The organism is Bacillus cereus group sp. RP43 (genome assembly GCF_040459645.1).
Taxonomy (GTDB): domain Bacteria; phylum Bacillota; class Bacilli; order Bacillales; family Bacillaceae_G; genus Bacillus_A; species Bacillus_A mycoides_C.
In genome coordinates, this window is the sequence record NZ_JARVHQ010000001.1 from 2,939,619 (window position 1) to 2,965,764 (window position 26,146).

Here is a 26,146-nt window from a genome sequence, read left to right on the forward strand (position 1 = left end):
TTTAAGTTTTTCTTTTCTCAATATTTTTCTGAAAATATTTTATTTTACATCTTGCATTTCTCAATGAATATCCTATATATAATCTAAGATTTTCATATATTATACGTGACTCAATGATATTCCAATATAATCCAATCGGATATTTTAATGACTCTTTTATCGGTAAATTCCCGTAAATAATAAAGACTGGTTAGAGAAAAACTATTAAAATTAGTTCATAAAGAAAAAAGGAAAGTGGTTCGACATCCACTTCCCTTTCGTAATTTTATTATGTATCGGAAAAAAGCACCCTATTTTATAGGGTACTTTTTAGTTACCTTAGTGCTATAGAAAATTTAAATACTCACGCTACACTGCGATACTCTTCTTCTTTTTCTTTTTTCTGATTAGGTGCTTGAATGACAATTGCGATAATAAATGACACGACACATAATACACCAATCACCATAAAAGTTGGTTTGAATCCACCTAGAATTGCCCCGATAAAGGAACCTGCAAGCGCTCCAAATCCAAATCCTTGATATACGATTCCGTAGTTTTTACTATGGTTTTTCATACCGAAGAAATCACCAACAATAGCTGGGAAAATAGTGATATTTCCACCAAAACAAAACGCTACACTTGCTACACAGACGAAGTAGATACCATAATTTAAATCTACGAAACTTAGAACCAAGACTGAAGTCGCCATAGCAACAAAAGTACCAGTAACGATTTTTAAACGGCCGATTTTATCTGATAACGGTCCCAGAATAATACGACCTAATGTATTGAAGATTGCAACCATAGCCACCGCATTAGCTGCTGTTGCTGCACTAAGCCCTACAAGTTGAACACCGATGTCTTTTACCATGCCAATTAAGTATAAGCCACTCATACATGATGTAAATAACATAATAAATAACAAGTATACTTCTTTTGTGCCTAGCATTTCTTTAGTTGTATATTCCTTAGTTTTTGTTGCCTGAACTGCACCTTGATCAGCAGCTTGATGGATCAAACAAGCACCAATTACTATCATAGCTGTAACAATTAAACCCCAGTATATAAACGCTTGCGATACACCAACTGAATCAATCAACATTGCGTTTATGTATTTAAATATTAGGCTACCTGTACCATATGCAGAGACAGATATACCGGCGATTAAACCTTTACGCTCTGGAAACCACTTTATTAAATTCGATAGTGAAGTGATATATGCTGTACCATCTGCGTAACCTACAACAACTCCCGCTAGTACATAAAGCATTAATAATGAGGAAGCTTGTGAACTAAGTATTAATCCGATTCCTAATGCTAATCCAGCTGCCATAATGAGTTTACGAAGTCCCCATTTTTCTTGTAATTTACTCGCAAACAAAGTTGAAAATGCTAAAGACAGGCTAGTAATGGAGAATGTTATAGCAACAGCGTTTAGACTCCAACCGTATTTACTCACTAAAGGCTGATTGAATAAACTCCATGTATATATCGTTCCAAGCCCCATTTGTACTATGACTGTGCCAAGAACAACAAGCCATGGATTAACCGATGATTTTTTCATACCATTTCTCCTCCTCTTTCTATTTCAATGCTATTCGCTAAATATGCTTTTTTCATTTTCATTTTCGCCACCTCATTCGATTTAACAACTTCATTGTATAGGATGTTCTTGATCATGTAAGCACTTACAAGACAGAGCGTCAAATATATGGAATCAGTTACAGAAACCGAAGGGTGAAATACAAAAAACTTCTTGTTAAATACGTAACAACTTTTTGTATTGTTTTGCATAAGTACGACTTACAGGTACTTTTGAATCCTCTTTCATAAAAAGTTATGCGTAAAGTTACGCCATGGCTGGACTTCAGAATTTTGATTACCGTATACAAACAAAAAAGCACCCTAATAATAGGGTACTAAAATATATAACCTCTTTTAGAAACTACAGGCTGTTTAAACAAACACAAAAAAACATTACATTAAAAATGTAATAAAACCTTCCCTTTTATATGTCTAAAAGTCTTCTTACTTTATGGGGTCACTTTATAAGGGTGACTTTCTTTGTACGTTTACAATTGTTTCTTCAAATGTAACAATTCGCTCTACAAATTCCATAATAACGAATGCGTTTTTAATGCGTCTTGTTAAAAAAAACGATCCATATACTCTGAAAAACAATACTGCTAATCCTAAAAACACTTAAAATACCTACATTTAATTTAGACTTATACACCCTCTTTTTATTGAATAATTTTTCTAGCTTCATAACTTAAATAAAAATACTGGATAGCTTTCTTTTCATTTGCAACATCAAAATATTGAATCGCTAACCGCTCCGCATATTTTTTTACTTCTATCCATAAATTTTGTGCTTTGAAATATTGAATTGCTTCTTCGATAATCACTTCTAACTCTTCAATCGGCATTTCTTCATTTAATGCTTTTAAAATATTGAAATGATACTCATATTCTCTGTTACATATTTTTAATCCCTTTTCAATATACCGACTCGCTTCTTTGAATTTTTTTAGTTTTGAATATTCACTCGCTAATAAAAATATTGTTTTATAATCTTTCTCAATTTCTTCAAAAGAATAAATTAAATGTCGGATAGCTAATTCTGAAAATTTTTGCTCTGCATATAATAAACATAAATTGCATCTAACTTTTATTATTAGTTGTTCTTCTTTTAGATTTGTAAATGTATTCATCGCCGACACTAAATATTCTTCTGCAAGCTCATATTGTCCTAGTGCTATACAACACACCCCTAAAGTATTTTTACAAGCCGCAGTTTTAACTTCATACCCTAAACTCTTACCAAAAAAATCTTGTGCTTTCAAAGCATAAGAAATCGCTAAAGTCGGTTGTGATATACAACAATGAAATAACGATACTCGATAATTAAATTCCGCTTTCTCCGCTTCATCTGGTATTGAAGCCAGCAAACTCTCAGCGACTTTATAATGCTTTTTTGCGTTATAATAATTCCCTAGCTCCATTGCGTAAATAAATTCAAAAAAATAATAATAATACTGTAAAAACGTATCCGTTCTTTCTGAAATCGAATTTATATTAGTTTTCTTACTATCAAATTCTCCAATCAACATTTTGTATCGAAAACTAAGCAAAGAATAATAAATTAAGATTTCTTGATCTTCTTCCATATTATAAATTTTACTATCTATTTCTTTTTTTAACTCCCCAGCTTTAATTACATGTTGCACTAGCATCTCTTGATACCAATCATTTAATAATCTTATAATTTGGCTTTTCATTACAATGCTTGTACTCAAATATCCCACCCTCTCTTTGTTCTACATATTAATACAATTATTAACAGAGAATAAAGTGTATTTCCACTTTCACTTTTTTTATTTTTCTAGCAAAATATTTGGAATTAAAGGGGTGGATTTTTACAATTTCCTACACATAAATAGAAAATATACAATTGATTAACATAATGTTACTCTATGTTTTTTATTAAATAACAAATATTTTATTGATAAACAAAACTAAATATTCACTATTATAACTATACGTGGTTTAATATATATAATAAACAAACATTTCTGTCTTTTATGAGGAGGTACTATGAAAGCAAACGTAGGGGATACTATACTTTTTCAAAGAAATAACCTGAAAATCACTGGCTCTGTATTAAAACTGTACACTGAATCTGTCTTAGTTGAAATTACCAATGTAAATGGTGGTACTTTTGAATTTGATCGAACTATTGTGAATCATAAAAACTATAAAATCTTAAATACAAACAAATAATGAAATACAAAATAGTCCCTCTGTTTTATAACAGAGGGACTATTTTGTACAATTAATATCTATTAGTTTATATATCCTAATACATTAACAATCTTACTTGCTTTTAAATTATTAATGTAATAATAAATTTCTAATCCTCTTCTCTCTGCTTTTAGCACTTTACCTTTCATTTTTGATAAATGCTGTGAAACAGTCGATTGCGGAATATTTAATATTTCTGTTAATTGCGTTACATTACAAGTTTTACGGACACTTAATTCATTTACAATTTGTAAACGTATTGGATGCGCCATAATTTTTAAAATATCTACATCTTCTTCAGTAACTAAAGTTTTTTTTATCTCGCTCGTATATGTTGTCATAAGACATTCCCCTTTTATATTGATTCCTTTTTCTTTAGATTCATTTCTAAAGAAAACCACAATACCCAATATGCAACTCAGACCCTTATATAAAAATAATAGGATTTTATTTCATTAAAAACAGAAATGCTATTTATTTTCTTTATTTGGTACATATACATAATACAATTTTAATATGTGCTGCATGTGAAGTTAGCATAAATTTATGGTGAAGATTCTTGATTCATTTATACATAAACTGATAGGACTTCTTCGTAGTTCATTTATTATTTCGATTGGTTTATTGTCTTTTATATAGATGCGAGGTATCCTTCTACTTAACATACAAGTAATCTCATAATTAATTGTACTTAATATATCTGCAACGCAATCTACACTTATTGATTCCTCGCCTTGATTACCATAAAAGACCACTTCATCCCCAACATGTATTGGCATGATTTTTGTTACGTCCAACATTAACTGGTCCATACAAATACGTCCTATAATAGGAACTTTCATACCCTTTATTAATACAAACCCTTTATTCGAGAGTTGCCTGCTGACACCATCCGCATATCCAACCGGTATCGTCGCAATCCATTCTTCTCCTGTCGCTGTATATGTTGCTCCATAGCCAACCCCATTTCCTTTTTTTACTTTTTTGATATGCGCAACTTTTGATTTAAATGTCAGGATAGGCTGTAACGAAATAGCTTCTTGGTTGACATCTGCAGATGGATAGAGACCGTATAACGCGATTCCAAGGCGGACCATATTTCCTTTTGTTTCTCTCATATCAATTGTAGCAGCACTATTATTGGCATGAATCCATGGAATAACAATTTGTAACTCTTCTGCTTTGCTTACGGCTTTTTGAAATACCTCTTGTTGCATGAGAGTATACATTTTATCCCTTTCATCTGCACAAGCGAAGTGCGTGTACATTCCTTCAACCTGAATATATTTTGTACACTTTAATGTTTGTAAAAACAATGTGACTTCATTAAGTTGTAAACCGAGTCGGCTCATTCCAGTGTCAATTTTAATATGGATGTACGCATTCTTTTCCATTTGTGAAGCAACCTCTTCTATAGCATGCAAATCCTCAATTGTATATACTGTCATGCTTAAATCATACGTAATTGCATCTACTATCGCTTCATACGGTGTGTATCCAAAGATTAATATTGGTACTGTTATACCAGCTTCTCTAAGTTCAATTCCTTCATCTACAAAAGCAACTGCCAAGTGACTTGTGCCTGCCTCTATTACCGCCTTCGCAATCGGAACTGCCCCGTGTCCATAGGCATTCGCTTTTACAACTGTCATAATCGCTGTACCAAATGGAATAGCATGTTTGTACTGTTGGAAATTACGTTGCAGTGCATTTAAATCAACTTCAATAATAGTATGTCTACCGTAGTTAACGTTCATAATTTATTTACCTCCTATATTAAGCTATCAAAAATGCTCTTCCTGAAGAGCCAAGTTCATGAATCCGTAAAAGTCATTAGTATTCAAACGAAAATCCGTCGGTTATTATTTTTTTAGTATTCCTTCAGTTGTTTTTATCTCGTAACCTTCCGTGAGCTAAAATCGTTAAAAATCACATTCACTCTCACCCTCATATTTTCACATATCTTCACCTATCCAAAAAGGTACACACATTATGTATTTTTACAGTCTAGTGGTATGGTGGAGAGGTATAGATATACCTCTTTGTAATACAATTTCTTTTCGAAGTAATACTATATGAGTAATAAATATATCTACTGTATAAAAATATTCATAAGATGACGTCATGTCCTACAACTATATAATTTAACAATTCATTTTTAAGGTAATTCCAATGTATATTAACCATTTAAATATAGTAATATATGGTTTGCGAATTGATAATTAGGAGGCTGTTGTAAAGTGAATTACAAAAAAGGTATTTTAGTTGGTCTTATATGTGTATTTGTATTTTCATTAAGTGGTTGTAATTTTATCGATGGGTTTAAAAGCGGATTTGCTTCTAAAACGGAAAAGATAGAATAATAGGAGGAAAAATAAATCCGTACAAAAAAGACGACATTTTATATGTCGTCTTTTTTGTTTCAACTTTAAAGTGAACTCTCATTATTACTTTATTGCACCAAAGCCCGTCAGTCAGTCCTTAGTTCAAAACCAGTAAAAGCTTACACTGTTTTCCATAATGATAAAGCATAAATCCAGTTTGGATCCCCATTTCCTTGGTAATTTTGGACAGCTTCATACACTTTCCCTTCGTGCATGACTCTATCTCCCTTTTTATATGCCTTTTTTGAATTCCACGCTTCGTATGAAGCGCTTTCAGTTTTTGTGGTAACTGTGAATACATCGCTTTGTATTGATTCATTACCAGCTACATCAACAGCTTTCACCACATATTTATATGTAGTATTAGCAAGCAAATTTTTGTCCATATGAGAAGTAGTGTTGGATGTTCCAATTTTTTTCATTACGCCTGATATGTCTCTGTAAATATCGTAATGGTCTACACCATCATTATCGTCAGACGGACTCCACATCAGATCAACACTTGATGCTGTCGTTCCCATGCTGTGTAATCCTTTTGGCTGTGTAGGTGGTTTTGTATCAAGAATCGCTACTGATGTTTTCACTTTAACTGCCGTACTTTCTTTCGATACATTTCCAGCTGCGTCAATCGCTTTTACAGTATAAGAGTATTCAGTACTTGGTTGTAATTGTTTATCAATAAAATGAGTTCCTGGTACTGTGTCAATAATCTCTCCATTGCGTAGGACCTGATAACCTTTTACCCCTACATTATCTGTAGAAGCGGTCCATGCTAGTTCTACACTATTTGCTGTAACTTTTGTTGCCTCAAGTCCGTTTGGATTACTTGGTGCTTCTGTGTCTGGTTTTTCATTATTGACTAGATTTACATCAATTACATTATAGAATGCATTTGCTGTATCAGCTACATCCCATACCGCTAAAATAACATGGTATCCACTACGATCAGTAGGTACGTTAATTTTGTGATTTAAATTGTTTGAAGCTGCAGAACCATCATGTTGTACAGTTCCAATTGGCTCAAAGTCAGCTCTTGTTAGCGGTTTATTTGGATTCCAATTCTTTTTCGTAATGTAGTAATGCCATTTGCTAGTTAAGTGAGGAGCTGTATATTTCCATGTAAACGTATTCTCTCCACCAGTTATCGTATTTTTAAACCAACGATCTGCTGTTTGTTGATCTAGAATACCACCAAATTTACCACCTGCAGAAGCTATTTGTCCATCAACTGGGCCACCTTGTGGAAATCCTTTTGTAGCTTCTAAACTTTGTGGTTCATACATAACACTTCCGCAGTTCATGTTCAGTACGCCGTAATTTGGGCTACATAAAGCAGAACGACTTCCAGGTTTTTCAACAAAACCATGTGCATATGCATTTTGAGGAATGAGAGTCGTGCCTATGATTCCAGCTGTTAATGCAACGGCTCCCAGGCCTTTCTTGTTCATTTTCATGTTTTGTAGGTGTTTTAAAATTCGATTATTCATGTTCGTATCCCCTTCTTGTTATACTTCGTAGTGTGATGAGGGCTTTGATGCAAAAGAATAACAATGAAGACACTTGTTTTGGGGAGTGCGTAAGAAACGCACACTTAATAATGAACGAATGTTTCATTCATTATTATTAAATATTTAACTTTACGGATATATAATGCCATATAAACTACTAAAACTTGTGCAGAAGTTGCGCAGAAACATTGAACTTAATCCTAACACTAGCTAAATATTAAATTCACTTAGATGCTTATACATACAACTTCTTCATTTTTAACACATGGTAGGCATTTGTATATACTATTACAAAACATATTTTTATTAGGGGGGATTTTATATGCCTACACCGTCACAAGAACAAGTTGAAGAAGCTCGTGAAACGTATGTCAGTCGTATTATTTTAGTTGGTGGATCAGCTTTATTTTTAACAGGTGGTGTTATATCGGCAATTTCAGCCTTTAAAAGTTATAACCGTTTGGCAAATACGCCACCTTCTTCAGACAACTCATAGATATATAGTAAAAGGCAGTCTCAACGTGAAACTGCCTTTTGTTTGTCATAATGTCCACATTTAATCCACTAGCAGAATTTATCTACTTCTCTTTTGTAAGATTTCTAGTAAAGTTAGAGGTCGAACAAAGCGCGTTTCACAAACTTTGAAGAAAAACGAAAAAAAATTAGGAAGGGAACATATAATCTCTTCCCTTCCTAAAGTATTTAATATTAAAGAACAATTTCAGAAAAGCTCGACGAGGTATTCCAAAAGCGTGACTAGTAATAAAAATCGAAACAAATCTACCTATTTCACCACAAACCTCGTCTTACTACACCCATCCTTCTGCTTCGTTACCTCTAATACGGCTGGCATTGCGTTTTTCAGTTCTTGAACGTGTGAAATTACGCCGATAAAGCGACCAGATTTTTGCAAATCGATTAGGGCGTCAACCGCTTTCGTTAATGACTCTTCATCTAATGAGCCGAACCCTTCATCGATAAACATCGTTTCGATGGAAATACCACCCTCATACGCTTGAATTACATCTGCCATTCCAAGTGCTAAGCAAAGTGATGCGTTAAATTTCTCACCGCCAGATAATGTTTTTACATCTCGGGTTTGACCTGTGTATGCGTCGTATACATCTAAACCTAATCCACTTTGTCGATTTCTCTTTTCAACTCGTTCGCTTCGCTTTAAATAAAATTGTCCATTTGATAATTTACGTAGTCGTTCGTTCGCAATTTGAACAATTTGTTCTAAATACTCAATTAAGATGTAACGTTCAAAGGATATACGACTATCGTTATCCCCTTTCATTACTTCATATAAATCAACAAGTTCTTGGAATGCTTTTTCTTCCTCATGAATTTGTTCATCAATTCGTTTAATATTTTCATGTAAATCCGTAATATATGATACGGCGTTTTGAGCACGTTGTCGTTTTTCTTTAATAATATCAAGGTTAATTTCCAATTCTTTCACTTGCTCATCTAATGAAGAAATGTCCGTATACTCTTTATCTTTTAATTCTGCCTTTAATTCTTCAATTTGTTTTGTAAGTACTTCTAGAGATGAGTAATAACTTTGGATTTCTTGTTGTAACTTATCCATCTCAGCATCATTTAATTTGGATTCTCTATATGTTAATTGATCTGTAAATCCGCTTTGTTCTAGCTCTTTCATAAAGCGTGTGAAAGTCTCTTCTTTCTTCGCTTTTGCACTATTAAATTGATTAGAAGCACTATCATGTTCTGCTTGAATACGTATATTTTCATTTTGCCAATGTTGATACGCTTCTTGTACTTTCTCCCATTCATCTTCCATTAAACGAAGTTCTTGTAGAGCTTGGTCAAACTGTACTTTCCAAGCCTGTACCGTTTGCAAGCTTTCCGGAATATTTTGCCTATCATGTTCATATGACGTACGAAGCTGCATACACTCCATTTCAGTACGGTGCTGTATTGTTTCTACTTCATGCTTTTGTTTCTGGAGTTCTTCTACTTTTTCTTCTACGCTTTTTATATTCACAGCAATTTGCTTACGCGTTTCTTCACTTGATTTTAACGTATTTACTTCTGCTGCTAATTGCTTTCCTTTTTGAACGAGCGCACTATATGTTTCTACTAATTCTTCTGAGCGATACCCTCGCTTTAGGACTTCTTCTATCACTTGTTCATATTGAACTCGATAGAAATTCCACTTTTCTTCTAATTGAACATGTGATTTTTCCGCAACGTTTTTCTTTTCTCTTAGTCCATTTAACTCTTTTTCATCAATTGCATTACTTTGCTCTGTAGCTTTTTTCGGGTGATCCATACTGCCACATACTGGACAAAATTCACCATCATGTAAATGAAGAGCTAATATACCAGCTTGCTCACCTAACCAGCGGCGTTCCATATTTTCATACGCACTAACTGCAAGTTGCATCTTATGAAACGCAATTTCTTTTTCTTGCTCGTATTTTTGTTTTTCTTGCCATACATCATATGCCTGCTTTAATACTTTTGCATCTTCTCGCATATTCGTTAGTTCTTCTACTTTAGCTACATATTGTTCAAGCGCTACTTCTAATTGCTGTAATTCGCCAGACATTCTTTGTTTTTCATTTTTATGCGCTTCTAGTTGTTCATCTAACTTTTGCATACCTTCTTTTAATTTTCCTATTTGAATTTCAGCATTTTGCAAATTTAACTTTTTCTCAGCTAATGATGCAATAATTGGTTGTAACTCTTCTAGTCTTTGAACTTGTTTTTTAGCATTTTCTCGCTCGGATGCCTTATTCTTTAATGCTTCATATTTCTCCTGAGCAAGTGCAAAACTGTTCATTATATGCTCTTTTTTTGCGATTATCTGTTTTAACAAACTTTCAGACTGCTGTTCATATTGCATCGCTTCCTCATACCATTGCTCAAATGGTAATAATCGCTTCGCCTGTTCCGCATGTTTAAAAGATTTTTCTTTCATTTCGATTACGGCACGGTTTTCTTGTAAAGTACTGTACTTCTCATTCTTTTGTTCTAAATCTTTGAATTTCTCATTTACAGCTTTTGCCGCATGAAAACGTGCCTCTGCTTCTTTTAATTGTTTCGTTTTGTCATTTTGTTCTAAGTGTAATTGCTCAACCTCTACATTGTAACAAATTGTTTCTTGTTCTAATGCCTCTACTACTTGATGTGTATTTACATGCTCTTGCTCCACTAATGTCTCTAATAATGCCCCATCACGTACTGGTAATTTAAATACATTACGGAAATATAGCTCACGTTCTTTTTGTTTTTCTTGTAAGACGTCTTTCCATTGTTTACGCTTTTGATCTAATATCTCACGCATTAATTTATAACGATCTGTTTTAAAAATGCGGCGTAGTATTTCTTCTTTATTTTCCGTTTCAGATGTTAATAATTTTCGGAACTCTCCTTGCGGTAACATGACAATTTGGCTAAATTGATGTTTACTTAATCCAATTAAATCTTCAACTTTTTTATTTACATCCGTTACATGAAAACGATCGACACATGGAACTTTTTCCTCATCAATTACTTCATATAATTCGACTGCATGTCCTGTAATTGTTTTATTTCCTTGTTTTTTATGGCCCAATTGTCGTTTAATTTCATAACTTTTTCCTTTTAATTGAAAAGTTAATTCCACACTTGTATAAACATCATCATCAGCAAATTGGCTACGAAGCATGTTTGTATCACTGCGCTCTTCTCCACTAGCCTCTCCATATAATACATAACAAATCGCATCAAAAATCGTTGTCTTTCCAGCTCCTGTATTTCCAGAAATAGCGAAAATACGATGCTCACCAAGATCTTTAAAATCGATTACTTCTTTCTGTTTATATGGACCAAATGCGGTCATTATAAGCTGAATCGGTCTCATCCTCGTTCACCTTCCCGTTCTTGCACTGTTTGCAAAACATCTAAAAATAGACGTTCTTTCTCTTCTGATAAATCTAGCCCTTTCATTTCTTTATAAAATGCTTTTAAAAGAGATAAATCATCCGTTTTATGTCTTGAAACAGTTACTTCATTTTCATCTGTGAACTCTCGTCTTTGAATAGATCTTTCAACATGCATTGCATTTGGGTATACAGAACGTATTTTTTCCATTGGCTGCAAGACAGGATTTTCATCTAATAATTTCACAAATACATAATCTTCACTCACTGGATGAAGCAATAAATCGTCTATTTTCGCTTCTACTGTACGCATTTTACGACGTGGTGTAAGTAAACGTTTTTCAATTGTTGTTTCACCTTTTTCATCCAGTTCCACAATATAATATCCTTTTTTATGCTTTTCTTCAGAAATAGAATATGCAAGTGGTGAGCCTGAATAACGAATTGTCTCATTACGTACAAAATGCGCTTGATGTAAATGGCCAAGCGCCGTGTAATGAAACTTATCAAAATAATGACTATTTACATATTCAGCACCACCAATTGAAAGTGGTCGTTCCGCATCACTCGTATTTTCCTCTGCCTCTCCTGAAGAAGTTACAAATGCATGTCCTACAAATATGTGTCTCGCTTCTTTATCCATCGTTTCAGAGAGTTCGTTCATAAAAATACGCATCGCGTCATCATGAGAACGAACATCTTCATTTTTCAATATATGTCTAACAATACTTGGATCTGCATACGGAACGAGATGGAAATGAACCTCTCCGTATTCATCATTTAAAACAACAGGATTGTATGGAAATTGAAATTGTCCAACAATATGTAATCCTTGTTTTTTCATTAAATTACTACCAAAATGTATGCGGTCCGGACTATCGTGGTTTCCTGCAACTGCGATTATTGGTGTTTGTAAATCAATAACTATCTTTTGTAATACATCATTTAATAAGTCTACTGCTTCTGTAGGTGGAATTGCTCGGTCATATAAATCTCCTGCAATAATTACAGCATCCGGTTTTTCTTCTTCAACAGCTTGTACAAACTGATCTAACACAATTTTTTGATCTTCAGTCATATATACACCATGAACAAGCTTACCTAAATGCCAATCCGCTGTATGAAAAAACTTCATATTACCCTTCTCCTTTTAATTTACTGATTGTAGTGAAACAAGTTGATAGTTTAGTGTAGTTTTTCCGTTCTCCCATTCTAACTTTTGGACAATTGCACTACCGATTCTTTCTTCGTTTGATTTATATAAAGGTAATATTTCTTGAACAGTAAATAAATGATAACCATCTAAAATTAATTGGAATAAATTATCTTCTATATGTACTCTTACTTCTTTTTCATTTGAAATAATTTTTGTGTGCATCTCAAATTTCATGCTAGATACAACCCCTTTTTTTCTAATCTCTACATTTTAATAGTATAGTGGTCATGCAAGATTGACAAGTAAATACACTGCGATGTACATACTTTTTTAATTATAAGTATTTTATGTTTTTTTATATAAAATACGGTATGTGAAATTATTAATATACAAAAATAAAAATGCCCTTTCAGGCATCCTTATTTTTGCAAGTACTCTTTCATAACATAATACAATACAGTTATTAAGACAATCGCTACAAAAAACGCGAATACGGCCACAACATACCCATCTTTATTTAGTAAAAAACATATGGAAATAGATATTATAAAAATCGGAAACACGAGACGCACCTTATCCTTCACCTCTTCTGTCGTATCTGTATGATGAAAATACTGTGTAATTCCTACCATAAGAGATGACAAAATAATTACCGACAATAGTAAAGGTCCTGGCATTCCGATCTCTCCTTTCTCTATTTCTAATTATATACAAACCCCAGACTCTTTAAAAGTTAGATAATTCAGCCTTTTAACCTTTTCTACATCCACTCTTTAATGTATTGTTACGCCACGTATACTAACTCAATATAAGTTATACATATAATAGCGCCTTCAACACTATGATTTCAAATAATTGCGCTTACAGTAATGTTGTAATATTCCTCTTCATTCTCTGAAATCCTGCAAATATAACTCGTCAAAATATGCGATAAATAATAACACTAAGCACCTAATTTAGACAAAAATTATAGAGGACATTTCAGCATGTATCAAGAAATAAGAATAGAAAGATAAGTAAGGGAGGATTTATTATGACCGAACACGTTTTATTTTCTGTTAGCGAAAACGGCGTTGCATCAATTACTTTAAACCGTCCAAAAGCACTCAATTCTTTATCCTATGACATGTTACAGCCAATTGGGAAAAAACTTAAAGAATGGGAGCAAGATGAGCGTATTGAACTCATCGTTTTAAAAGGAGCTGGGACGAAAGGTTTTTGTGCAGGTGGTGATATTAAAACGCTATACGAGGCACGTTCTAACGAAGTTGCATTACAACATGCAGAGCAGTTTTTTGAAGAAGAATATGAAATTGATACATTTATTTATCAATACAAAAAACCAATTATCGCTTGTTTAGATGGAATCGTAATGGGTGGTGGTGTCGGTCTGACAAATGGAGCTAAGTATCGAATTGTAACTGAGCGTACGAAGTGGGCAATGCCTGAAATGAACATCGGTTTCTTCCCTGATGTCGGTGCTGCGTACTTCTTAAATAAAGCACCTGGATATACTGGTCGATATGTTGCTTTAACAGCATCTATTTTAAAAGCTCCTGATGTATTATATATTAACGCTGCTGATTACTTTATGACATCAGATTCATTACCAAATTTCCTTACCGCACTTGAAAATGTAAATTGGCAAAAAGAAGATGTACATACTCATTTAAAAGAAGTTATTCGTACATTTGCAACTGCTCCAAACTTAGATGGCAATCTTTCTTCTTCATTAGAAGAAATTAATTCGCATTTTGCATTCGATACAATTGAGGGAATCATTCAATCGTTAGAGAAAGATCAAAGTCCATTTGCCCAAACAACGAAAGAAAAGCTATTATCAAAATCCCCTGTTTCATTAAAAGTAACATTAAAACAGTTTATCGATGGCCAAGAAAAGTCCGTTGAAGAATGTTTCGCGACAGATCTTATACTCGCTAAAAACTTCTTGCGACATGAAGATTTCTTTGAAGGAGTACGCTCCGTTGTAGTTGATAAAGACCAAAATCCAAATTATAAATATAAACAATTAAGTGATGTTTCAGAAGAAGATGTAAATCGATTCTTTAACTTACTTAACGCCTAAAGTGAAACTTAATAAGTGGGGGTTCATCGCACGCTTATTTTTATCCCTCACCAATCGCCCGTTCATACGAGATAAAATCGAGGCTATATAGTCGTGTAATTACACGACTATATAGCCTCTTTCCTATTTAATAATTTTTAATAAAATTTAATTTTATTAAATCAAAATATGTGCTACACTATTTTTAATCAAATATTCTAAAAATAAAAAAGGAGGAGCGACTATGATTGAAAATTTTTTTCTTTTCATCATTATGTCTATTTGTCTTATTATTTTACCCGGTCCTGATACTGCAATGGCCACGAAAAACACATTAGTTGCTGGTAAGATGGGTGGAGTGAAGACAGTGTTCGGTACATGTGTTGCACTTTTAATTCATACTTTAGCAGCAGTAATCGGCCTTTCCGCACTTATTGTAAAGTCAGCTCTTTTATTTTCTATTTTCAAGTACGTTGGAGCCCTATATTTAATTTATATTGGTATTAAAGCCCTTTTAGCGGTAAGAAATAAAGAAGGCGTTGATACGAACGATATATCTTTGAATACTGAAGACGAACACACTTCTTGCTTTCGCCAAGGGTTTCTTACGAATTTATTAAACCCTAAGGTTGCAGTCTTCTTTTTAACCTTTTTACCGCAATTTTTAAATCCAAATCATAATACGTTTATCCAACTTCTCGTAATGGGCCTTACTTACCTCGTTTTAACAGTTATTTGGTTCGCTTTTTATATATTTTTAATTGATAAAATTAGTGCTTTTATGAAAAAACCGAAGACGCAACGTTATATTCAAGGGTTAACAGGAATCGTCTTAATTGGGTTTGGTATTAAACTAGCTTTTGAAAAAAATAATTAACAAGATGAAAACCACCACTATTAATAGTGGTGGTTTTCATTTAATAACTGATTTGGCTGTTTACTCTATATTAAAACCAGCGCTCAGTTACAACTTTTTTGCGTGTATAAAATTGAACGCCATCCGTACCATTTGTACCAAGATCCCCAAAGAATGAAGCTTTGTTTCCTGCAAATGCGAAGAATGCCATTGGTGCTGGAACGTTTACGTTTACACCGATCATACCAGCATCGATGTTATCACGGAATGTTTGTGCATGCTTACCATTTGAAGTATAAATAACCGCACCATTTGCAAATTTAGATTGATTTGTCAGTTTGATACCTTCTTCTAAATCTTTAACTCTTACAACGCTTAATACTGGGGCAAAAATTTCATCTTGCCAAATTTTCATCTCTTGATTTACGCCATCGAAGATTGTTGCACCAACAAAGTATCCTTCTCCAACTTCTTCATTAATTTTACGACCATCTACTAATAATGTTGCTCCATCTGCTACACCACTATTAATATAGCCTAAAACACGTTCTTTATGAGATTCACGGATTAATGGTCCAACATAATTATCTTCGTTGAAACCGTCACCTACTTTTAACTTCTTCGTTTCTGCTACTAATACATCAATGAATTCATCAGCAATTTCATCAACTACTGCTACTACTGAACATGCCATGCAGCGTTCCCCACTACTTGCGAATGCAGATCCAATTACACCTTGTACTGTTTTCTCAAGATTGCAATCTGGCATAACAATCGCATGGTTTTTCGCGCCTGCTAACGCTTGTACGCGTTTTCCGTGTTTCGTACCTGTTTCATATACGTAACGAGCTACCGGCTCAGATCCAACGAACGAAACAGCTTGAATATCTTTATTTTCTAAAATGCTATTTACAACATCTTTTCCGCCTTGTACTAAATTTAATACCCCTTTTGGAAAACCAGCTTCATAGAATAACTCTACAAGTCGCTCTGCTAAAAGCGGTGTTCTTTCAGATGTTTTTAATACGAATGTATTACCGCAAGCAATTGCAAGTGGGAACATCCATAATGGAATCATCATCGGGAAGTTAAACGGTGTAATACCAGCAACAACTCCGATTGGGTAGCGCCAAATCGATCCATCAATTCCACTAGCAATATTCGGAAGAGCTTGTCCCATCATTAAATTTGGTGCTGATGTTGCAAGTTCTACCGCTTCAATACCACGCTGTACTTCACCAGTTGCATCCATTAGCGTTTTACCGTTTTCTAGCGTAATGATTTTTGCAAGCTCATCTTTATTTTCTTGTAACAGTTGTAGATATTTGTATAGTTGTCTTGAACGATTTGGAACTGGCACTTTAGACCATGTTTTGTATGCCGCTTTTGCCGCTTCAACAGCTTTTTCAACATCCTCTTTCGGAGATAGTGGAACGTAAGCAATAATTTTTCCAGTCGCTGGATTCGGAACCGCTTCTACTTCAGTACCAGTAGATTCTACCCATTCACCATTAATATGATTTTTCACTCGTTTAATTTCAGTTGTAATCATTATATTCTCTCCTTTTTTATCATGATTTTTATACGTGCACTATTTTTGATTAGAAATTAATTGTTCGCTAACTTTCTTATATAAAGCAGCCATATCGTTTTCACCATATCCTGCCTCACTCGCTTCTTCATATACGTTTAATAGCATCTCACTTACTGGTAAGTTAAGTTCACTTTCTTTAGCTAAATCAACTGCAAATCCTAAATCTTTCTTTAATAAATTTACAGTAAAGCCAGGCTCATAATTTTCTGATGCAATGAAACTTTTATAATTACGCTCATAAATTCTACTTTGACCGTAACTTACATTTAAAATATCAAACATTTTATCTAAATCCATATTGTTCTTTTTCGCTAATGTTAAAGCTTCACTCACACCAGCTGTATAAAAACCAATTAATAGATTATTAATTAATTTAACAGTTGTACCGCTATCAATCTGCTCACTAACATGGAAAACATTCGCTCCAAGCACTTCCATGACAGATTCAGTTTTCTCATATACTTCTTTCGATCCACCAACCATAAACGTTAATGTACGGTTTTCTGCACCAATTACCCCACCGCTAACAGGTGCTGCTAAAAAGTCTACTTTCTTTTCCTTCGCCGATTCCTCTAATTGTTTGTTTAATTGTGGAGATACTGTACTTGTATCAATTAAAGCTACATTCGAGTGGCTATTTTCAAATAATCCTTCTTCCCCAAAATATACCGCTTCCACAGCACGAGGTGAAGGCAGACTTGTAAAAATCACATCGCATGTCTCTGCTAGTTTTGAGATTGATAGGCCGATAATTCCTCCTTCTTTTTCAAAGGAAGCTTCCGCCTCTTTATTCAAGTCCACTCCATATACTGTGTAGCCGGATTTAACTAAATTTTTAGACATTGGAAGACCCATGTTACCTAAACCGATAAAACCAATCTTTTTCATATCGCTTTCCTCCTATTTACACAATATATTTCCCGCGATTTATAATAACTTTCGCAATGTCTCTCTTTTTCGTAAATAAGTTCGAGTATAACGGCACTAATAATTGACGGATTTCAGCTAAAATTACGTGTCTATCTTGTTCTTCTGTGACAGCTGCTGAAAGAATAGAAATCGCAGCTTCTTCTACTTTACGATATCCTTCTTCACAAATAACATCTGTAATCATTTGCTTCGTACGCTCTTTTTCCTCACCATTTTTACTAATTGCTTTCCTCGTACGTAAAAATGCTGATTCCATGACGTACACGTCCGTCAACATATTTGATAATACGCGTGAATATTCTTGCTCTTGATCAATTTTTAAGCCTGGAGTTTTAGAGAGCGTTTTCAAAGATTGTTTCAACAATTTTTTCGATAATAAAATGTAACGATGGTTTCTTTCTACATTTGATATATCACTTTCTACTACATGATCTTCAATTTGCTCGAATTGTTTCATTAACATTTTGGCAACTGTTAATCTATTAATTTCGTTCGTTCCTTCAAAAATACGACTAATTCTAGCATCACGATATAATCGTTCTACCTCGTACTCTTGCATATAACCGTAACCACCATGAATTTGTACAGCTTCATCTACGATATAAGCAAGTGTTTCAGAAGCGTTCACTTTATTCAGTGCACATTCAATTGCAAATTGAGACATTTTTTTCATAAGATCTTCATCACTCTCATGAATTGCGTCATCAATTACACCTGCTGTACGATAAGCTGCACTTTCTGCTCCATATGTTGTAATGATCATATTTGCAATTTTCTCTTGTATCATCGTAAAGTCTACTAATTCCGTTTGGAACTGTTTTCGCTCTTTTCCATATTGAACTGACAATCCGATTGCTTGTTTTGCTGTTCCAATATTTCCAAAAGCTAGTTTTAGTCTAGCGAAGTTAAGAATATTAAGAGCTACGTGATGCCCTTTTCCAACTTCCCCTAAAACATTTTCAGCAGGGATTACAACATCTTCTAAAATAAGCGTCGCCGTTGAAGAGCCTTTTATCCCCATCTTCTTTTCTTCTAATCCTATTGATACACCCTCACATGTTCTTTCGACAATAAACGCTGTCATTCCTTTATTTGTCTTCGCAAAAACAACGTATACATCTGCCATATGAGCATTTGTAATCCACTGCTTCTCACCATTCAACTTCCAAGCTGTACCATCTTCATTCAATATTGCGCTCGTTTTTGCACTTAATGCATCAGAACCAGCATTTGGCTCAGTTAAAGCATAAGCCCCAATCCATTCTCCCGATGCAATTTTCGGCAAATATTTTTCTTTCTGTTCTTTCGTTCCGTAATATATGTAAGGCAATGTACCTACACCGGCGTGTATATTAAAAGAAACGCTAAATGCACCAGCGTAACCCATTTTCTCTGCTACAAGACCTGAGACAGCCTTTCCTAACTCGAATCCACCATAATCTTCTGGTACCTCAATGCCTAATAATCCAAGTTCCCCAGCTTTCTCAAATAATTGACGAGAAACTTTATAGTTATGTTGTTCAATATTCTCAATTTGTGGGACAATTTCTTGTTTAACGAATTGTTCTGTCGTTTTTGCAATTAAATCTTCATCCCCTGAAAAATCTTCTGGTGTAAAGAAAGTATTATTCACATCTTTATTGAGTGAAAAAAATTCATCCCATGGTAACTTCGTTTTCTCCATCTGAATCCCCCTATCATTTCGGCCTTCATTGCTCTTTGCATATGCTCGTCTACGATGAGTGGAATATCTTATTATTGAAAACAGAAGGCGATGAATTTTCACATCAAGCAGTTCGTTTTGCCAAAGATGTATTCTCATCGCCTTAGTTGTTCTACCTATTGATCTTCAGATAATACGGTCTTTGCAATTCCAGTATCTAACTCTTCAAAGTCATGATATGAAATTGTTTCATATAACTCACTTCTCGTTTGCATATTAGAAAGTGCATCTTTTTGAGAACCTGTTTCCTTAATTAAAGTAAATACATTCTCATACGCTTTCGCTGCAACGCGAAGTGAAGTTACAGGATAAATAACCATTTGGAAGCCCATATTTGCAAATTCCTCTGCACTATAATATGGAGTTTTACCGAATTCGGTCATATTCGCTAATAAAGGGGCATTTACTTTACTATTAAATAGACGGAACTCCTCTTCTGATTGAAGTGCTTCCGGGAATATAGCATCTGCACCTGCTTTTACATATGCGTTTGCTCTTTCAATCGATGCATCTAATCCTTCTACGCCGCGAGCATCTGTGCGTGCTACAATATATAAACTTGGCGCAACTTCTTTAATCGCTTTAATTTTTTGAACTAATTCTTCTGTAGTAACAAGTTTCTTACCATTTAAATGTCCACATTTCTTTGGTAATTGTTGATCTTCAATTTGAACAGCCGCTACTTTCGCTTCTACCATTTCTACAGCTGTTCTCGCTACGTTTAGTACTCCGCCAAATCCTGTATCAATGTCAACAAGGACTGGTAAATCTGTAGCTCTTACTAGATCTCTTGCTCTCTCTGCTACTTCAGTAGACGTCACGATTCCTAAATCTGGTAGCCCTTTACTTGCAGTATAAGCAGCTCCCGATAAATATAGAGCTGAAAAACCTGTATTTTTCGCAACAAGAGCCGCCATTGCATCATGAGCACCTGGAATTTGCAAAATTTCATTTGCTTCTACTAAAGCTCGGAAGCAATTCGCAAGCTCTTCTTGTGTTGATTGTTTATTCACAACCCAAGCCATTCTAGATTCCCCCTATTATTAAATTAAGAATAGATCTACAAATTCATTTACATTCATATTTTCTAGTTTTTCTTCATTTAAACAAACTTCATGAATTTGTTCTTGTTGCTTACTAGAATAATGACCTGCCATATTTGCAGTGAATTTTTGAACAACTTTTGGAATCGCTTCGTCTCTACGGAAACGGTGACCAAGTGGGTATTCACATTCCACATTTTCTGTTACAGTACCATCTTTAAAGTGAACTTGAACAGCGTTGGCGATTGAGCGCTTGTTCGGGTCAAGATAATCTAAACTGTACTGTTTGTTTTCAACAACAACCATCTTATTACGTAATTCATCTACACGTGGATCATTTGCTACTACATCTTCATAATCGTCTGCAACGATATCTCCTTTTAATAAACCAATTGCCGTAATGTATTGTAAACAATGATCACGATCAGCTGGGTTATTTAATGGACCTTCTTTATCGATAATACGAATTGCTGACTCATGAGTTGTAATTGTAATACGGTCAATTTCATCTAATCTTTCTTTAATTTCCGGATGTAATTTCACAGCACATTCTGCAGCTGTTTGTGCATGGAATTCTGCTGGGAATGACACTTTGAATAATACATTTTCCATTACATAAGATTCTAGTGGTCTAGCTAATTTTAATTCTTGCTTGTTAAATAATACATCTTGGAATCCCCATCCTGGCGCAGATAATGCTGTTGGATAACCCATTTCACCTTTTAGAGCAGTCATTGCAAGATGAACACCGCGACTCGTCGCATCACCTGCTGCCCATGATTTACGTGAGCCAGTATTTGGAGCATGACGATATGTACGAAGACTAGAATTATCAATCCACGCATGTGATAATGCATTAAAGATTTCTTCACGCGTTCCGCCAAGCATTTTCGCAACTACAGCAGTTGTTGCTACTTTTACATATAATACATGGTCAAGACCAACACGGTTTAAGCTGTTTTCTAAAGCAAGTACACCTTGAATTTCATGTGCTTTAATCATCATTTCTAGTACTTCACGTACTTTTAATGGTTCTTTTCCTTCTGAAATACGAACGCGGCTAATATAATCTGCTACTGCTAAAATTCCGCCTAAGTTATCAGATGGATGTCCCCATTCTGCTGCAAGCCAAGTATCGTTATAGTCTAACCAACGGATCATACATCCGATATTAAATGCACCTTTTACTGGATCTAGCACATAAGATGTTCCTGGTACACGTGTACCATTTGGCACGATTGTTCCTGGTACAACTGGTCCTAGTAATTTCGTACACTCTGGATATTGTAGTGCTAAAATTCCACATCCAAGTGTATCAAGTAATACGTAGCGAGCAGTACTGAATGCTTCTGCACTTGTAACCTCTTTATTTAATACATAATCCGTAATTTCTTCTAATAATGCATCTTTTTGTTTAATTTCATTTGTTTTAATCATGCTAATCTTCCCTTTCTGTCGAAAATTCGTTATTATTAATGATGGGTGTCGGTCAAACACCCATCTGGCGGGCGGCGCTAACAACTCCCCAGTTGTTTTTATTTACTAAGTACATGTCGCTCGCCAATATAATTTACGCGTGGACGGAACAAACGATTATTTGCATGTTGCTCAATAACGTGCGCACATAATCCTACTGTTCTAGAGCTAAAGAAGATTGGTGTATACAGTTGAATTGGAATACCAAGCATCCAATATACTGGAGCTGCATAATAATCAAGATTCGGATAAATTCCTTTTTCCTTCTCCATAATCTTTTCTCCAGCTTCACACATTTCATATAGTGTATAATCACCTTTTACATCACATAACTGCTTTAAAGCTTCCTTCATCATAAGTGCTCTTGGATCCATCTTCTTCATATAAACACGGTGTCCAAAACCCATAATTTTTTCTTTGTTATAAAGTTTCTTCTGTAATAGTTCTTCAAATTTCTCAACATTGCCAGCTTCTAAAAGCATGTACATAACCGCTTCATTTGCACCACCATGTAAGCTTCCTTTTAAAGATGCAACTGCACCTGTAAGAGCACCGTATAAATCCGATTGTGTTGATGCAATTACGCGAGCTGTAAATGTAGAGTTTGGCATTTCATGTTCACTATATAAAACAAGGGAACGATCAAAGATCTTTTCCTCAAGTTCAGTTGGTTTTTTACCAGTTAACATATAGAAGAAATTCGCGCTATATGACAATTCCTCAAGCGGCTGAATTGGCTCCTCATTATTTAAAATATGATAGCTATTCGCTACAATATTTGGCACTTTACTTAAAAGCTTGTACCCTCGACTTTTATTCACTTCTAACGAGCGGTTTTCGATATCATTATCGTAACCAGCTAATGCAGACACACCTGTACGTAACCCATCCATAGGATGTGTTTCCTTAGGCAATGCCTTTAGCACATTAAATACACCTTCTGGCACTGCATATTCTTCTTTTAATTTCTTTTCAATTATTGCTTTTTCATCCTCATTCGGTAGATGTTCTTCTAATAAAAGGTGCACAATGTCTAAATACTCTTTTGTTTTTGAGAGTTCGATTAAATCATACCCTTGAATTACAATTTCACCTTTTACTGTGTCAAGAAACGAAATTTTCGTCTCCGCTGCTACTACACCATCTAATCCCGGGGAAAATTTTTCTTCAGCTTTCATCATTATTTCCTCCAATCCTAATAGATCTTCGTGCACATAACTGTAAGCCTTTACAATACTGTGAAACTACATTTCTATTTCAATGTATCAGAGTTTTTAGAAGATTTCAATTTATTTTATAATGATAAGTTTCCTATACTTTTACCGATGTAATAATACAATTTTTCAAAAATAACTTTCATCTTTTATAAAGAAAGGACAGGTATCCTTTTACAATTTTTTAAAACGAAATATAACAATTATCCATATAATCCCACTAAATATACCTTTAATCTCTTTTTCTTAAACAAATATAAAAAAACGAGCTGCACTCATGCACAGCTCGTTTTTTTATAATATCTATTTCATATTCCAATAAATATAATTCTTATATACAATTTATTTATTTTTAATAAAGTTATTATTTTACATAATTAAATTAAATTTCTTCCGTTCCTTTACGATAGCTGACACCTAAATCATAGTTTTGAAAGTACCAAAGATTATCAAAATCTATAAAAATAAAATACCGTCTTTCTCAACTGACACTATTTCCCGAACTGGTTTCTCAGAAACAATTCCTAAAGAATATACTAGATGAATTGCACTATTTCCTCCGCACATTACAATAAAGTGAAACTTTAATCAGTGGGGGGTTTTGTTCATCCCCCACTGATTATTAGCCCACACCAATCGGGCATTTACGGGCAGCAGGGCTTCCGCCTAACTTCTTTGTTCCAGCCGAATTTTGAGATGGGAGTCTTACTGCCCACAAATAGCGGGATAAATCAAATCGATTCATCATACTTTATACGCAATTCTTCCTTAAACCATCGTAGAGCATCATGTTCAATTGAAATTTTCACCTTCGCTCTTCCTGTTTACGCAAAATCCTTTTTTCCTAATCGTTGTTTTACAAAAACGACGAAAAGAATTAAAGCTATTAATCCAGAAATTGCACTACCAACAAATAAAATACGGTAACCAAACATTTGTGAAACAACTCCAAGTAAAATCGCACCTAATCCAATCCCTAAATCAAATGCGGTAAAGAATGAAGCGTTAGCAACTCCTCTTTTACTAGGATCAACAATTGTCAGCATCGCTGCTTGCAAAGCGGGCTGTGCTGAACCGAATCCAACACCATATAATGCCGCCGCAATCATTACACCTGTCAAACCATTTGAAATCGTTAGTACAACTATCGCTAAAATAGTAAGACATAGTGCCGGAAGTATGATAAAAACTTCTCCATATTTATCTAATAGTTTTCCTGAAATAGGTCTTACAATTGTTAAAGCAATTGCATATACAAGAAAGAATGTCCCAGGATTCACATCAATTGATGACGCGAATAACGGTAAAAATGTTGTTATTCCTCCATATGCAAATGATAAAAAGAAAACAACAATCGTTATTGATAAAACGGATTTTTCAAACAGCTGAATTTTCCCTTTTTCTTTTTGCGGCGTGAATGGCATTTTCGTTATTAACGATAATACTACTGCCATAAAGGATAAAAGAGTTGCTAACAAGAATAGACCATGAAATGAATAATTTTGTACAACCCATAATCCAATCATCGGGCCAATTGCCATCGCGATTGTCATCGCCATCCCATACCAGCCCATCCCTTCACCACGACGTGAATCTGGAATAATATCAGTTATCGCTGTTCCAACTGCTGTTGTAGAAACAGCCCACGTCACTCCGTGAATAACGCGTAAAACAGCTAAAAGGACAATAGTCGATGCTAAATTATACGAATACATCGTTATCCCAAAAAAGATGAGTCCGAAAATAATAAAAGATCTTCTACCATATTGATCTAACATTCCTCCAATAATCGGTCGTATTACAACCGCAGCTATTGTAAACATTCCCATCATCAGTCCAACTTGTGATTCATTTCCACCAATCTCTTTAATAAAGAGCGGTAGCGTTGGAACAAGTAAATAAAACCCTGTAAATAAAAATAACATCGCGATAGTCATTTGAATAAATGATTTCGTCCATAATCGTTCCATTAAAATTCCTCCATAAACACGCAAAATATTGCAATCAACACATCAATTGTATATTTTTCATGCTCCCTTTCCCTCCGCTAATAGACGTATCTTTTCATAATAAATGGTCTACCATCAATTTAAGTTGGTCTTACGACTTTATACCTATGTTTTAAGCGAAAGTCCTATATATGTACCTTTATATGTTCTAAAAGAATATACTATTTTATTATTAAACTTAGGAGTGATCGTTTCATGTGGGTATCACCAAGAATAGTTACTGCAGTTCCGTCAGTTCCTTCAATACATGTCCCCTCTGTTCATACAGCTAGCTCCGATGTTGGTATTGAACTTCCTGCTACTTGGCAACAATTCCAAACTCCTGGGCAAGTCACCCCTGTATATTGGAATCATGGCACACATCCTAGTAGTACTGGTTTTTATAACCCAGGCTATCCTCCAATACCTCCTACTCAAATTTTTTATCATTTCCCATCAATTTACTTTCAAAATTTCTATGGTACTTTTAACATTTAAAAATAATAGTAATCTTTATAATATAAAAAGCA

The 26,146-nt window shown here is 34.4% G+C and carries 24 protein-coding genes and 2 pseudogenes; 6 read left to right on the forward strand and 20 right to left on the reverse strand.

What is annotated here, in order from left to right; all coding sequences use genetic code 11:
• Positions 1 to 343: 343 nt before the first annotated feature.
• From QCI75_RS15370 to QCI75_RS15390, 5 genes and pseudogenes are all read right to left on the reverse strand, one after another.
• Complete coding sequence (locus QCI75_RS15370; protein ID WP_144506305.1) at positions 344 to 1,546, reverse strand: L-lactate MFS transporter; 1,203 nt, start codon at positions 1,544 to 1,546, stop codon at positions 344 to 346.
• A complete protein-coding gene (locus QCI75_RS15375; protein WP_353761577.1) occupies positions 1,543 to 1,776 on the reverse strand; it encodes a hypothetical protein in 234 nt (77 codons plus the stop codon). The genes QCI75_RS15370 and QCI75_RS15375 overlap by 4 nt, the downstream gene beginning before the upstream one ends.
• A pseudogene (locus QCI75_RS15380) lies at positions 1,742 to 1,863 on the reverse strand (LytTR family transcriptional regulator DNA-binding domain-containing protein); the annotation flags it as partial. The gene QCI75_RS15375 and the pseudogene QCI75_RS15380, both read right to left, overlap by 35 nt.
• Before the next feature lie 165 nt (positions 1,864 to 2,028).
• The gene (locus QCI75_RS15385; RefSeq protein ID WP_353761579.1) at positions 2,029 to 2,184 is read right to left on the reverse strand and encodes a hypothetical protein; all 156 of its coding nucleotides are present in this window, start codon (positions 2,182 to 2,184) and stop codon (positions 2,029 to 2,031) included.
• Between the two features lie 41 nt (positions 2,185 to 2,225).
• Positions 2,226 to 3,263: a response regulator aspartate phosphatase gene (locus tag QCI75_RS15390; RefSeq protein ID WP_353760799.1), complete on the reverse strand. Its 1,038-nt coding sequence runs from the start codon at positions 3,261 to 3,263 to the stop codon at positions 2,226 to 2,228.
• A 316-nt stretch (positions 3,264 to 3,579) separates the two neighbouring features.
• Between QCI75_RS15390 and QCI75_RS15395 the strand changes: the two genes are divergently transcribed.
• Positions 3,580 to 3,765, forward strand: coding sequence for a YkvS family protein (locus QCI75_RS15395; RefSeq protein WP_144506307.1), 186 nt, complete (start codon positions 3,580 to 3,582; stop codon positions 3,763 to 3,765).
• Positions 3,766 to 3,827: 62 nt separating this feature from the next.
• On the opposite strand, the gene QCI75_RS15400 is transcribed toward QCI75_RS15395, so the two are convergent.
• Positions 3,828 to 4,127 (reverse strand): ArsR/SmtB family transcription factor, encoded by a 300-nt coding sequence (locus QCI75_RS15400; RefSeq protein WP_070142537.1) that lies wholly within the window; start codon positions 4,125 to 4,127, stop codon positions 3,828 to 3,830.
• A gap of 192 nt (positions 4,128 to 4,319) precedes the next feature.
• Positions 4,320 to 5,543: an alanine racemase gene (gene alr / locus QCI75_RS15405; protein WP_353760800.1), complete on the reverse strand. Its 1,224-nt coding sequence runs from the start codon at positions 5,541 to 5,543 to the stop codon at positions 4,320 to 4,322.
• Between the two features lie 483 nt (positions 5,544 to 6,026).
• Between alr and QCI75_RS15410 the strand changes: the two genes are divergently transcribed.
• Complete coding sequence (locus QCI75_RS15410) at positions 6,027 to 6,149, forward strand: hypothetical protein (RefSeq protein WP_353760801.1); 123 nt, start codon at positions 6,027 to 6,029, stop codon at positions 6,147 to 6,149.
• Positions 6,150 to 6,289: 140 nt separating this feature from the next.
• Here QCI75_RS15410 and QCI75_RS15415 read toward each other — a convergent pair whose 3' ends face one another.
• The gene (locus QCI75_RS15415) at positions 6,290 to 7,657 is read right to left on the reverse strand and encodes a lytic polysaccharide monooxygenase (protein ID WP_144506437.1); all 1,368 of its coding nucleotides are present in this window, start codon (positions 7,655 to 7,657) and stop codon (positions 6,290 to 6,292) included.
• 343 nt (positions 7,658 to 8,000) lie between these two features.
• Between QCI75_RS15415 and QCI75_RS15420 the strand changes: the two genes are divergently transcribed.
• Positions 8,001 to 8,174, forward strand: a complete 174-nt coding sequence (locus QCI75_RS15420; RefSeq protein WP_001143088.1) for a hypothetical protein — start codon at positions 8,001 to 8,003, stop codon at positions 8,172 to 8,174.
• A 288-nt stretch (positions 8,175 to 8,462) separates the two neighbouring features.
• On the opposite strand, the gene QCI75_RS15425 is transcribed toward QCI75_RS15420, so the two are convergent.
• From QCI75_RS15425 to QCI75_RS15440, 4 genes are all read right to left on the reverse strand, one after another.
• On the reverse strand, positions 8,463 to 11,552 hold the full coding sequence (locus tag QCI75_RS15425; RefSeq protein WP_353760802.1) for an AAA family ATPase: 3,090 nt from the start codon (positions 11,550 to 11,552) through the stop codon (positions 8,463 to 8,465).
• Positions 11,549 to 12,706, reverse strand: a complete 1,158-nt coding sequence (locus QCI75_RS15430; RefSeq protein ID WP_002012752.1) for an exonuclease SbcCD subunit D — start codon at positions 12,704 to 12,706, stop codon at positions 11,549 to 11,551. Before QCI75_RS15430 ends, QCI75_RS15425 begins: the two co-directional genes overlap by 4 nt.
• 15 nt (positions 12,707 to 12,721) lie before the next feature.
• A complete protein-coding gene (locus tag QCI75_RS15435; protein ID WP_070142530.1) occupies positions 12,722 to 12,961 on the reverse strand; it encodes a DUF2584 family protein in 240 nt (79 codons plus the stop codon).
• A 185-nt stretch (positions 12,962 to 13,146) separates the two neighbouring features.
• The gene (locus QCI75_RS15440) at positions 13,147 to 13,404 is read right to left on the reverse strand and encodes a hypothetical protein (protein ID WP_001119412.1); all 258 of its coding nucleotides are present in this window, start codon (positions 13,402 to 13,404) and stop codon (positions 13,147 to 13,149) included.
• Positions 13,405 to 13,760: 356 nt separating this feature from the next.
• Between QCI75_RS15440 and QCI75_RS15445 the strand changes: the two genes are divergently transcribed.
• Both QCI75_RS15445 and QCI75_RS15450 read left to right on the forward strand, forming a co-directional pair.
• Entirely contained in the window at positions 13,761 to 14,813 is a 1,053-nt protein-coding gene (locus tag QCI75_RS15445) for an enoyl-CoA hydratase/isomerase family protein (RefSeq protein ID WP_353760803.1), read from the forward strand.
• A 223-nt stretch (positions 14,814 to 15,036) separates the two neighbouring features.
• Positions 15,037 to 15,669: a LysE family translocator gene (locus QCI75_RS15450; protein ID WP_144506434.1), complete on the forward strand. Its 633-nt coding sequence runs from the start codon at positions 15,037 to 15,039 to the stop codon at positions 15,667 to 15,669.
• A 70-nt stretch (positions 15,670 to 15,739) separates the two neighbouring features.
• On the opposite strand, the gene QCI75_RS15455 is transcribed toward QCI75_RS15450, so the two are convergent.
• The 8 genes and pseudogenes from QCI75_RS15455 to QCI75_RS15495 all read right to left on the reverse strand — a co-directional run bounded on the left by QCI75_RS15455 (position 15,740) and on the right by QCI75_RS15495 (position 25,598).
• Positions 15,740 to 17,200 carry a CoA-acylating methylmalonate-semialdehyde dehydrogenase gene (locus QCI75_RS15455; protein WP_002065273.1) on the reverse strand — a complete coding sequence of 487 codons (1,461 nt, stop codon included), beginning with the start codon at positions 17,198 to 17,200 and terminating at the stop codon, positions 15,740 to 15,742.
• Positions 17,201 to 17,239: 39 nt separating this feature from the next.
• Positions 17,240 to 18,130 (reverse strand): NAD(P)-dependent oxidoreductase, encoded by an 891-nt coding sequence (locus QCI75_RS15460; protein WP_144506433.1) that lies wholly within the window; start codon positions 18,128 to 18,130, stop codon positions 17,240 to 17,242.
• Positions 18,131 to 18,146: 16 nt separating this feature from the next.
• The gene (locus QCI75_RS15465) at positions 18,147 to 19,856 is read right to left on the reverse strand and encodes an acyl-CoA dehydrogenase family protein (RefSeq protein ID WP_353760804.1); all 1,710 of its coding nucleotides are present in this window, start codon (positions 19,854 to 19,856) and stop codon (positions 18,147 to 18,149) included.
• A 155-nt stretch (positions 19,857 to 20,011) separates the two neighbouring features.
• Entirely contained in the window at positions 20,012 to 20,920 is a 909-nt protein-coding gene (gene prpB / locus QCI75_RS15470) for a methylisocitrate lyase (RefSeq protein ID WP_144506431.1), read from the reverse strand.
• Between the two features lie 18 nt (positions 20,921 to 20,938).
• A complete protein-coding gene (gene prpD / locus QCI75_RS15475; protein WP_144506430.1) occupies positions 20,939 to 22,375 on the reverse strand; it encodes a 2-methylcitrate dehydratase in 1,437 nt (478 codons plus the stop codon).
• A gap of 98 nt (positions 22,376 to 22,473) precedes the next feature.
• Entirely contained in the window at positions 22,474 to 23,595 is a 1,122-nt protein-coding gene (mmgD, locus tag QCI75_RS15480; protein ID WP_144506429.1) for a citrate synthase, read from the reverse strand.
• 415 nt (positions 23,596 to 24,010) lie between these two features.
• Positions 24,011 to 24,204: pseudogene (locus tag QCI75_RS15485) on the reverse strand (HesB/YadR/YfhF family protein); the annotation flags it as partial.
• Positions 24,205 to 24,452: 248 nt separating this feature from the next.
• On the reverse strand, positions 24,453 to 25,598 hold the full coding sequence (locus QCI75_RS15495; RefSeq protein ID WP_144506428.1) for an MFS transporter: 1,146 nt from the start codon (positions 25,596 to 25,598) through the stop codon (positions 24,453 to 24,455).
• 234 nt (positions 25,599 to 25,832) lie between these two features.
• Between QCI75_RS15495 and QCI75_RS15500 the strand changes: the two genes are divergently transcribed.
• Positions 25,833 to 26,114, forward strand: coding sequence for a hypothetical protein (locus QCI75_RS15500; protein WP_071747332.1), 282 nt, complete (start codon positions 25,833 to 25,835; stop codon positions 26,112 to 26,114).
• Positions 26,115 to 26,146: the final 32 nt, after the last annotated feature.

Bases quoted from the DNA above. Each gene is read 5' to 3' on its own strand.
- QCI75_RS15500 (WP_071747332.1), top strand. From the start codon at position 25,833: ATGTGGGTATCACCAAGAATAGTTACTGCAGTTCCGTCAGTTCCTTCA.
- QCI75_RS15495 (WP_144506428.1), bottom strand. From the start codon at position 25,598: ATGGAACGATTATGGACGAAATCATTTATTCAAATGACTATCGCGATG.
- prpD (WP_144506430.1), bottom strand. From the start codon at position 22,375: ATGATTAAAACAAATGAAATTAAACAAAAAGATGCATTATTAGAAGAA.
- QCI75_RS15455 (WP_002065273.1), bottom strand. From the start codon at position 17,200: ATGATTACAACTGAAATTAAACGAGTGAAAAATCATATTAATGGTGAA.
- QCI75_RS15415 (WP_144506437.1), bottom strand. From the start codon at position 7,657: ATGAATAATCGAATTTTAAAACACCTACAAAACATGAAAATGAACAAG.
- QCI75_RS15420 (WP_001143088.1), top strand. From the start codon at position 8,001: ATGCCTACACCGTCACAAGAACAAGTTGAAGAAGCTCGTGAAACGTAT.
- QCI75_RS15440 (WP_001119412.1), bottom strand. From the start codon at position 13,404: ATGCCAGGACCTTTACTATTGTCGGTAATTATTTTGTCATCTCTTATG.
- QCI75_RS15460 (WP_144506433.1), bottom strand. From the start codon at position 18,130: ATGAAAAAGATTGGTTTTATCGGTTTAGGTAACATGGGTCTTCCAATG.
- prpB (WP_144506431.1), bottom strand. From the start codon at position 20,920: ATGGCTTGGGTTGTGAATAAACAATCAACACAAGAAGAGCTTGCGAAT.
- QCI75_RS15430 (WP_002012752.1), bottom strand. From the start codon at position 12,706: ATGAAGTTTTTTCATACAGCGGATTGGCATTTAGGTAAGCTTGTTCAT.
- QCI75_RS15375 (WP_353761577.1), bottom strand. From the start codon at position 1,776: ATGCAAAACAATACAAAAAGTTGTTACGTATTTAACAAGAAGTTTTTT.
- QCI75_RS15400 (WP_070142537.1), bottom strand. From the start codon at position 4,127: ATGACAACATATACGAGCGAGATAAAAAAAACTTTAGTTACTGAAGAA.
- QCI75_RS15445 (WP_353760803.1), top strand. From the start codon at position 13,761: ATGACCGAACACGTTTTATTTTCTGTTAGCGAAAACGGCGTTGCATCA.
- QCI75_RS15435 (WP_070142530.1), bottom strand. From the start codon at position 12,961: ATGAAATTTGAGATGCACACAAAAATTATTTCAAATGAAAAAGAAGTA.
- QCI75_RS15390 (WP_353760799.1), bottom strand. From the start codon at position 3,263: ATGAAAAGCCAAATTATAAGATTATTAAATGATTGGTATCAAGAGATG.
- QCI75_RS15465 (WP_353760804.1), bottom strand. From the start codon at position 19,856: ATGGAGAAAACGAAGTTACCATGGGATGAATTTTTTTCACTCAATAAA.
- QCI75_RS15450 (WP_144506434.1), top strand. From the start codon at position 15,037: ATGATTGAAAATTTTTTTCTTTTCATCATTATGTCTATTTGTCTTATT.
- QCI75_RS15370 (WP_144506305.1), bottom strand. From the start codon at position 1,546: ATGAAAAAATCATCGGTTAATCCATGGCTTGTTGTTCTTGGCACAGTC.
- mmgD (WP_144506429.1), bottom strand. From the start codon at position 23,595: ATGATGAAAGCTGAAGAAAAATTTTCCCCGGGATTAGATGGTGTAGTA.
- QCI75_RS15425 (WP_353760802.1), bottom strand. From the start codon at position 11,552: ATGAGACCGATTCAGCTTATAATGACCGCATTTGGTCCATATAAACAG.
- QCI75_RS15395 (WP_144506307.1), top strand. From the start codon at position 3,580: ATGAAAGCAAACGTAGGGGATACTATACTTTTTCAAAGAAATAACCTG.
- alr (WP_353760800.1), bottom strand. From the start codon at position 5,543: ATGAACGTTAACTACGGTAGACATACTATTATTGAAGTTGATTTAAAT.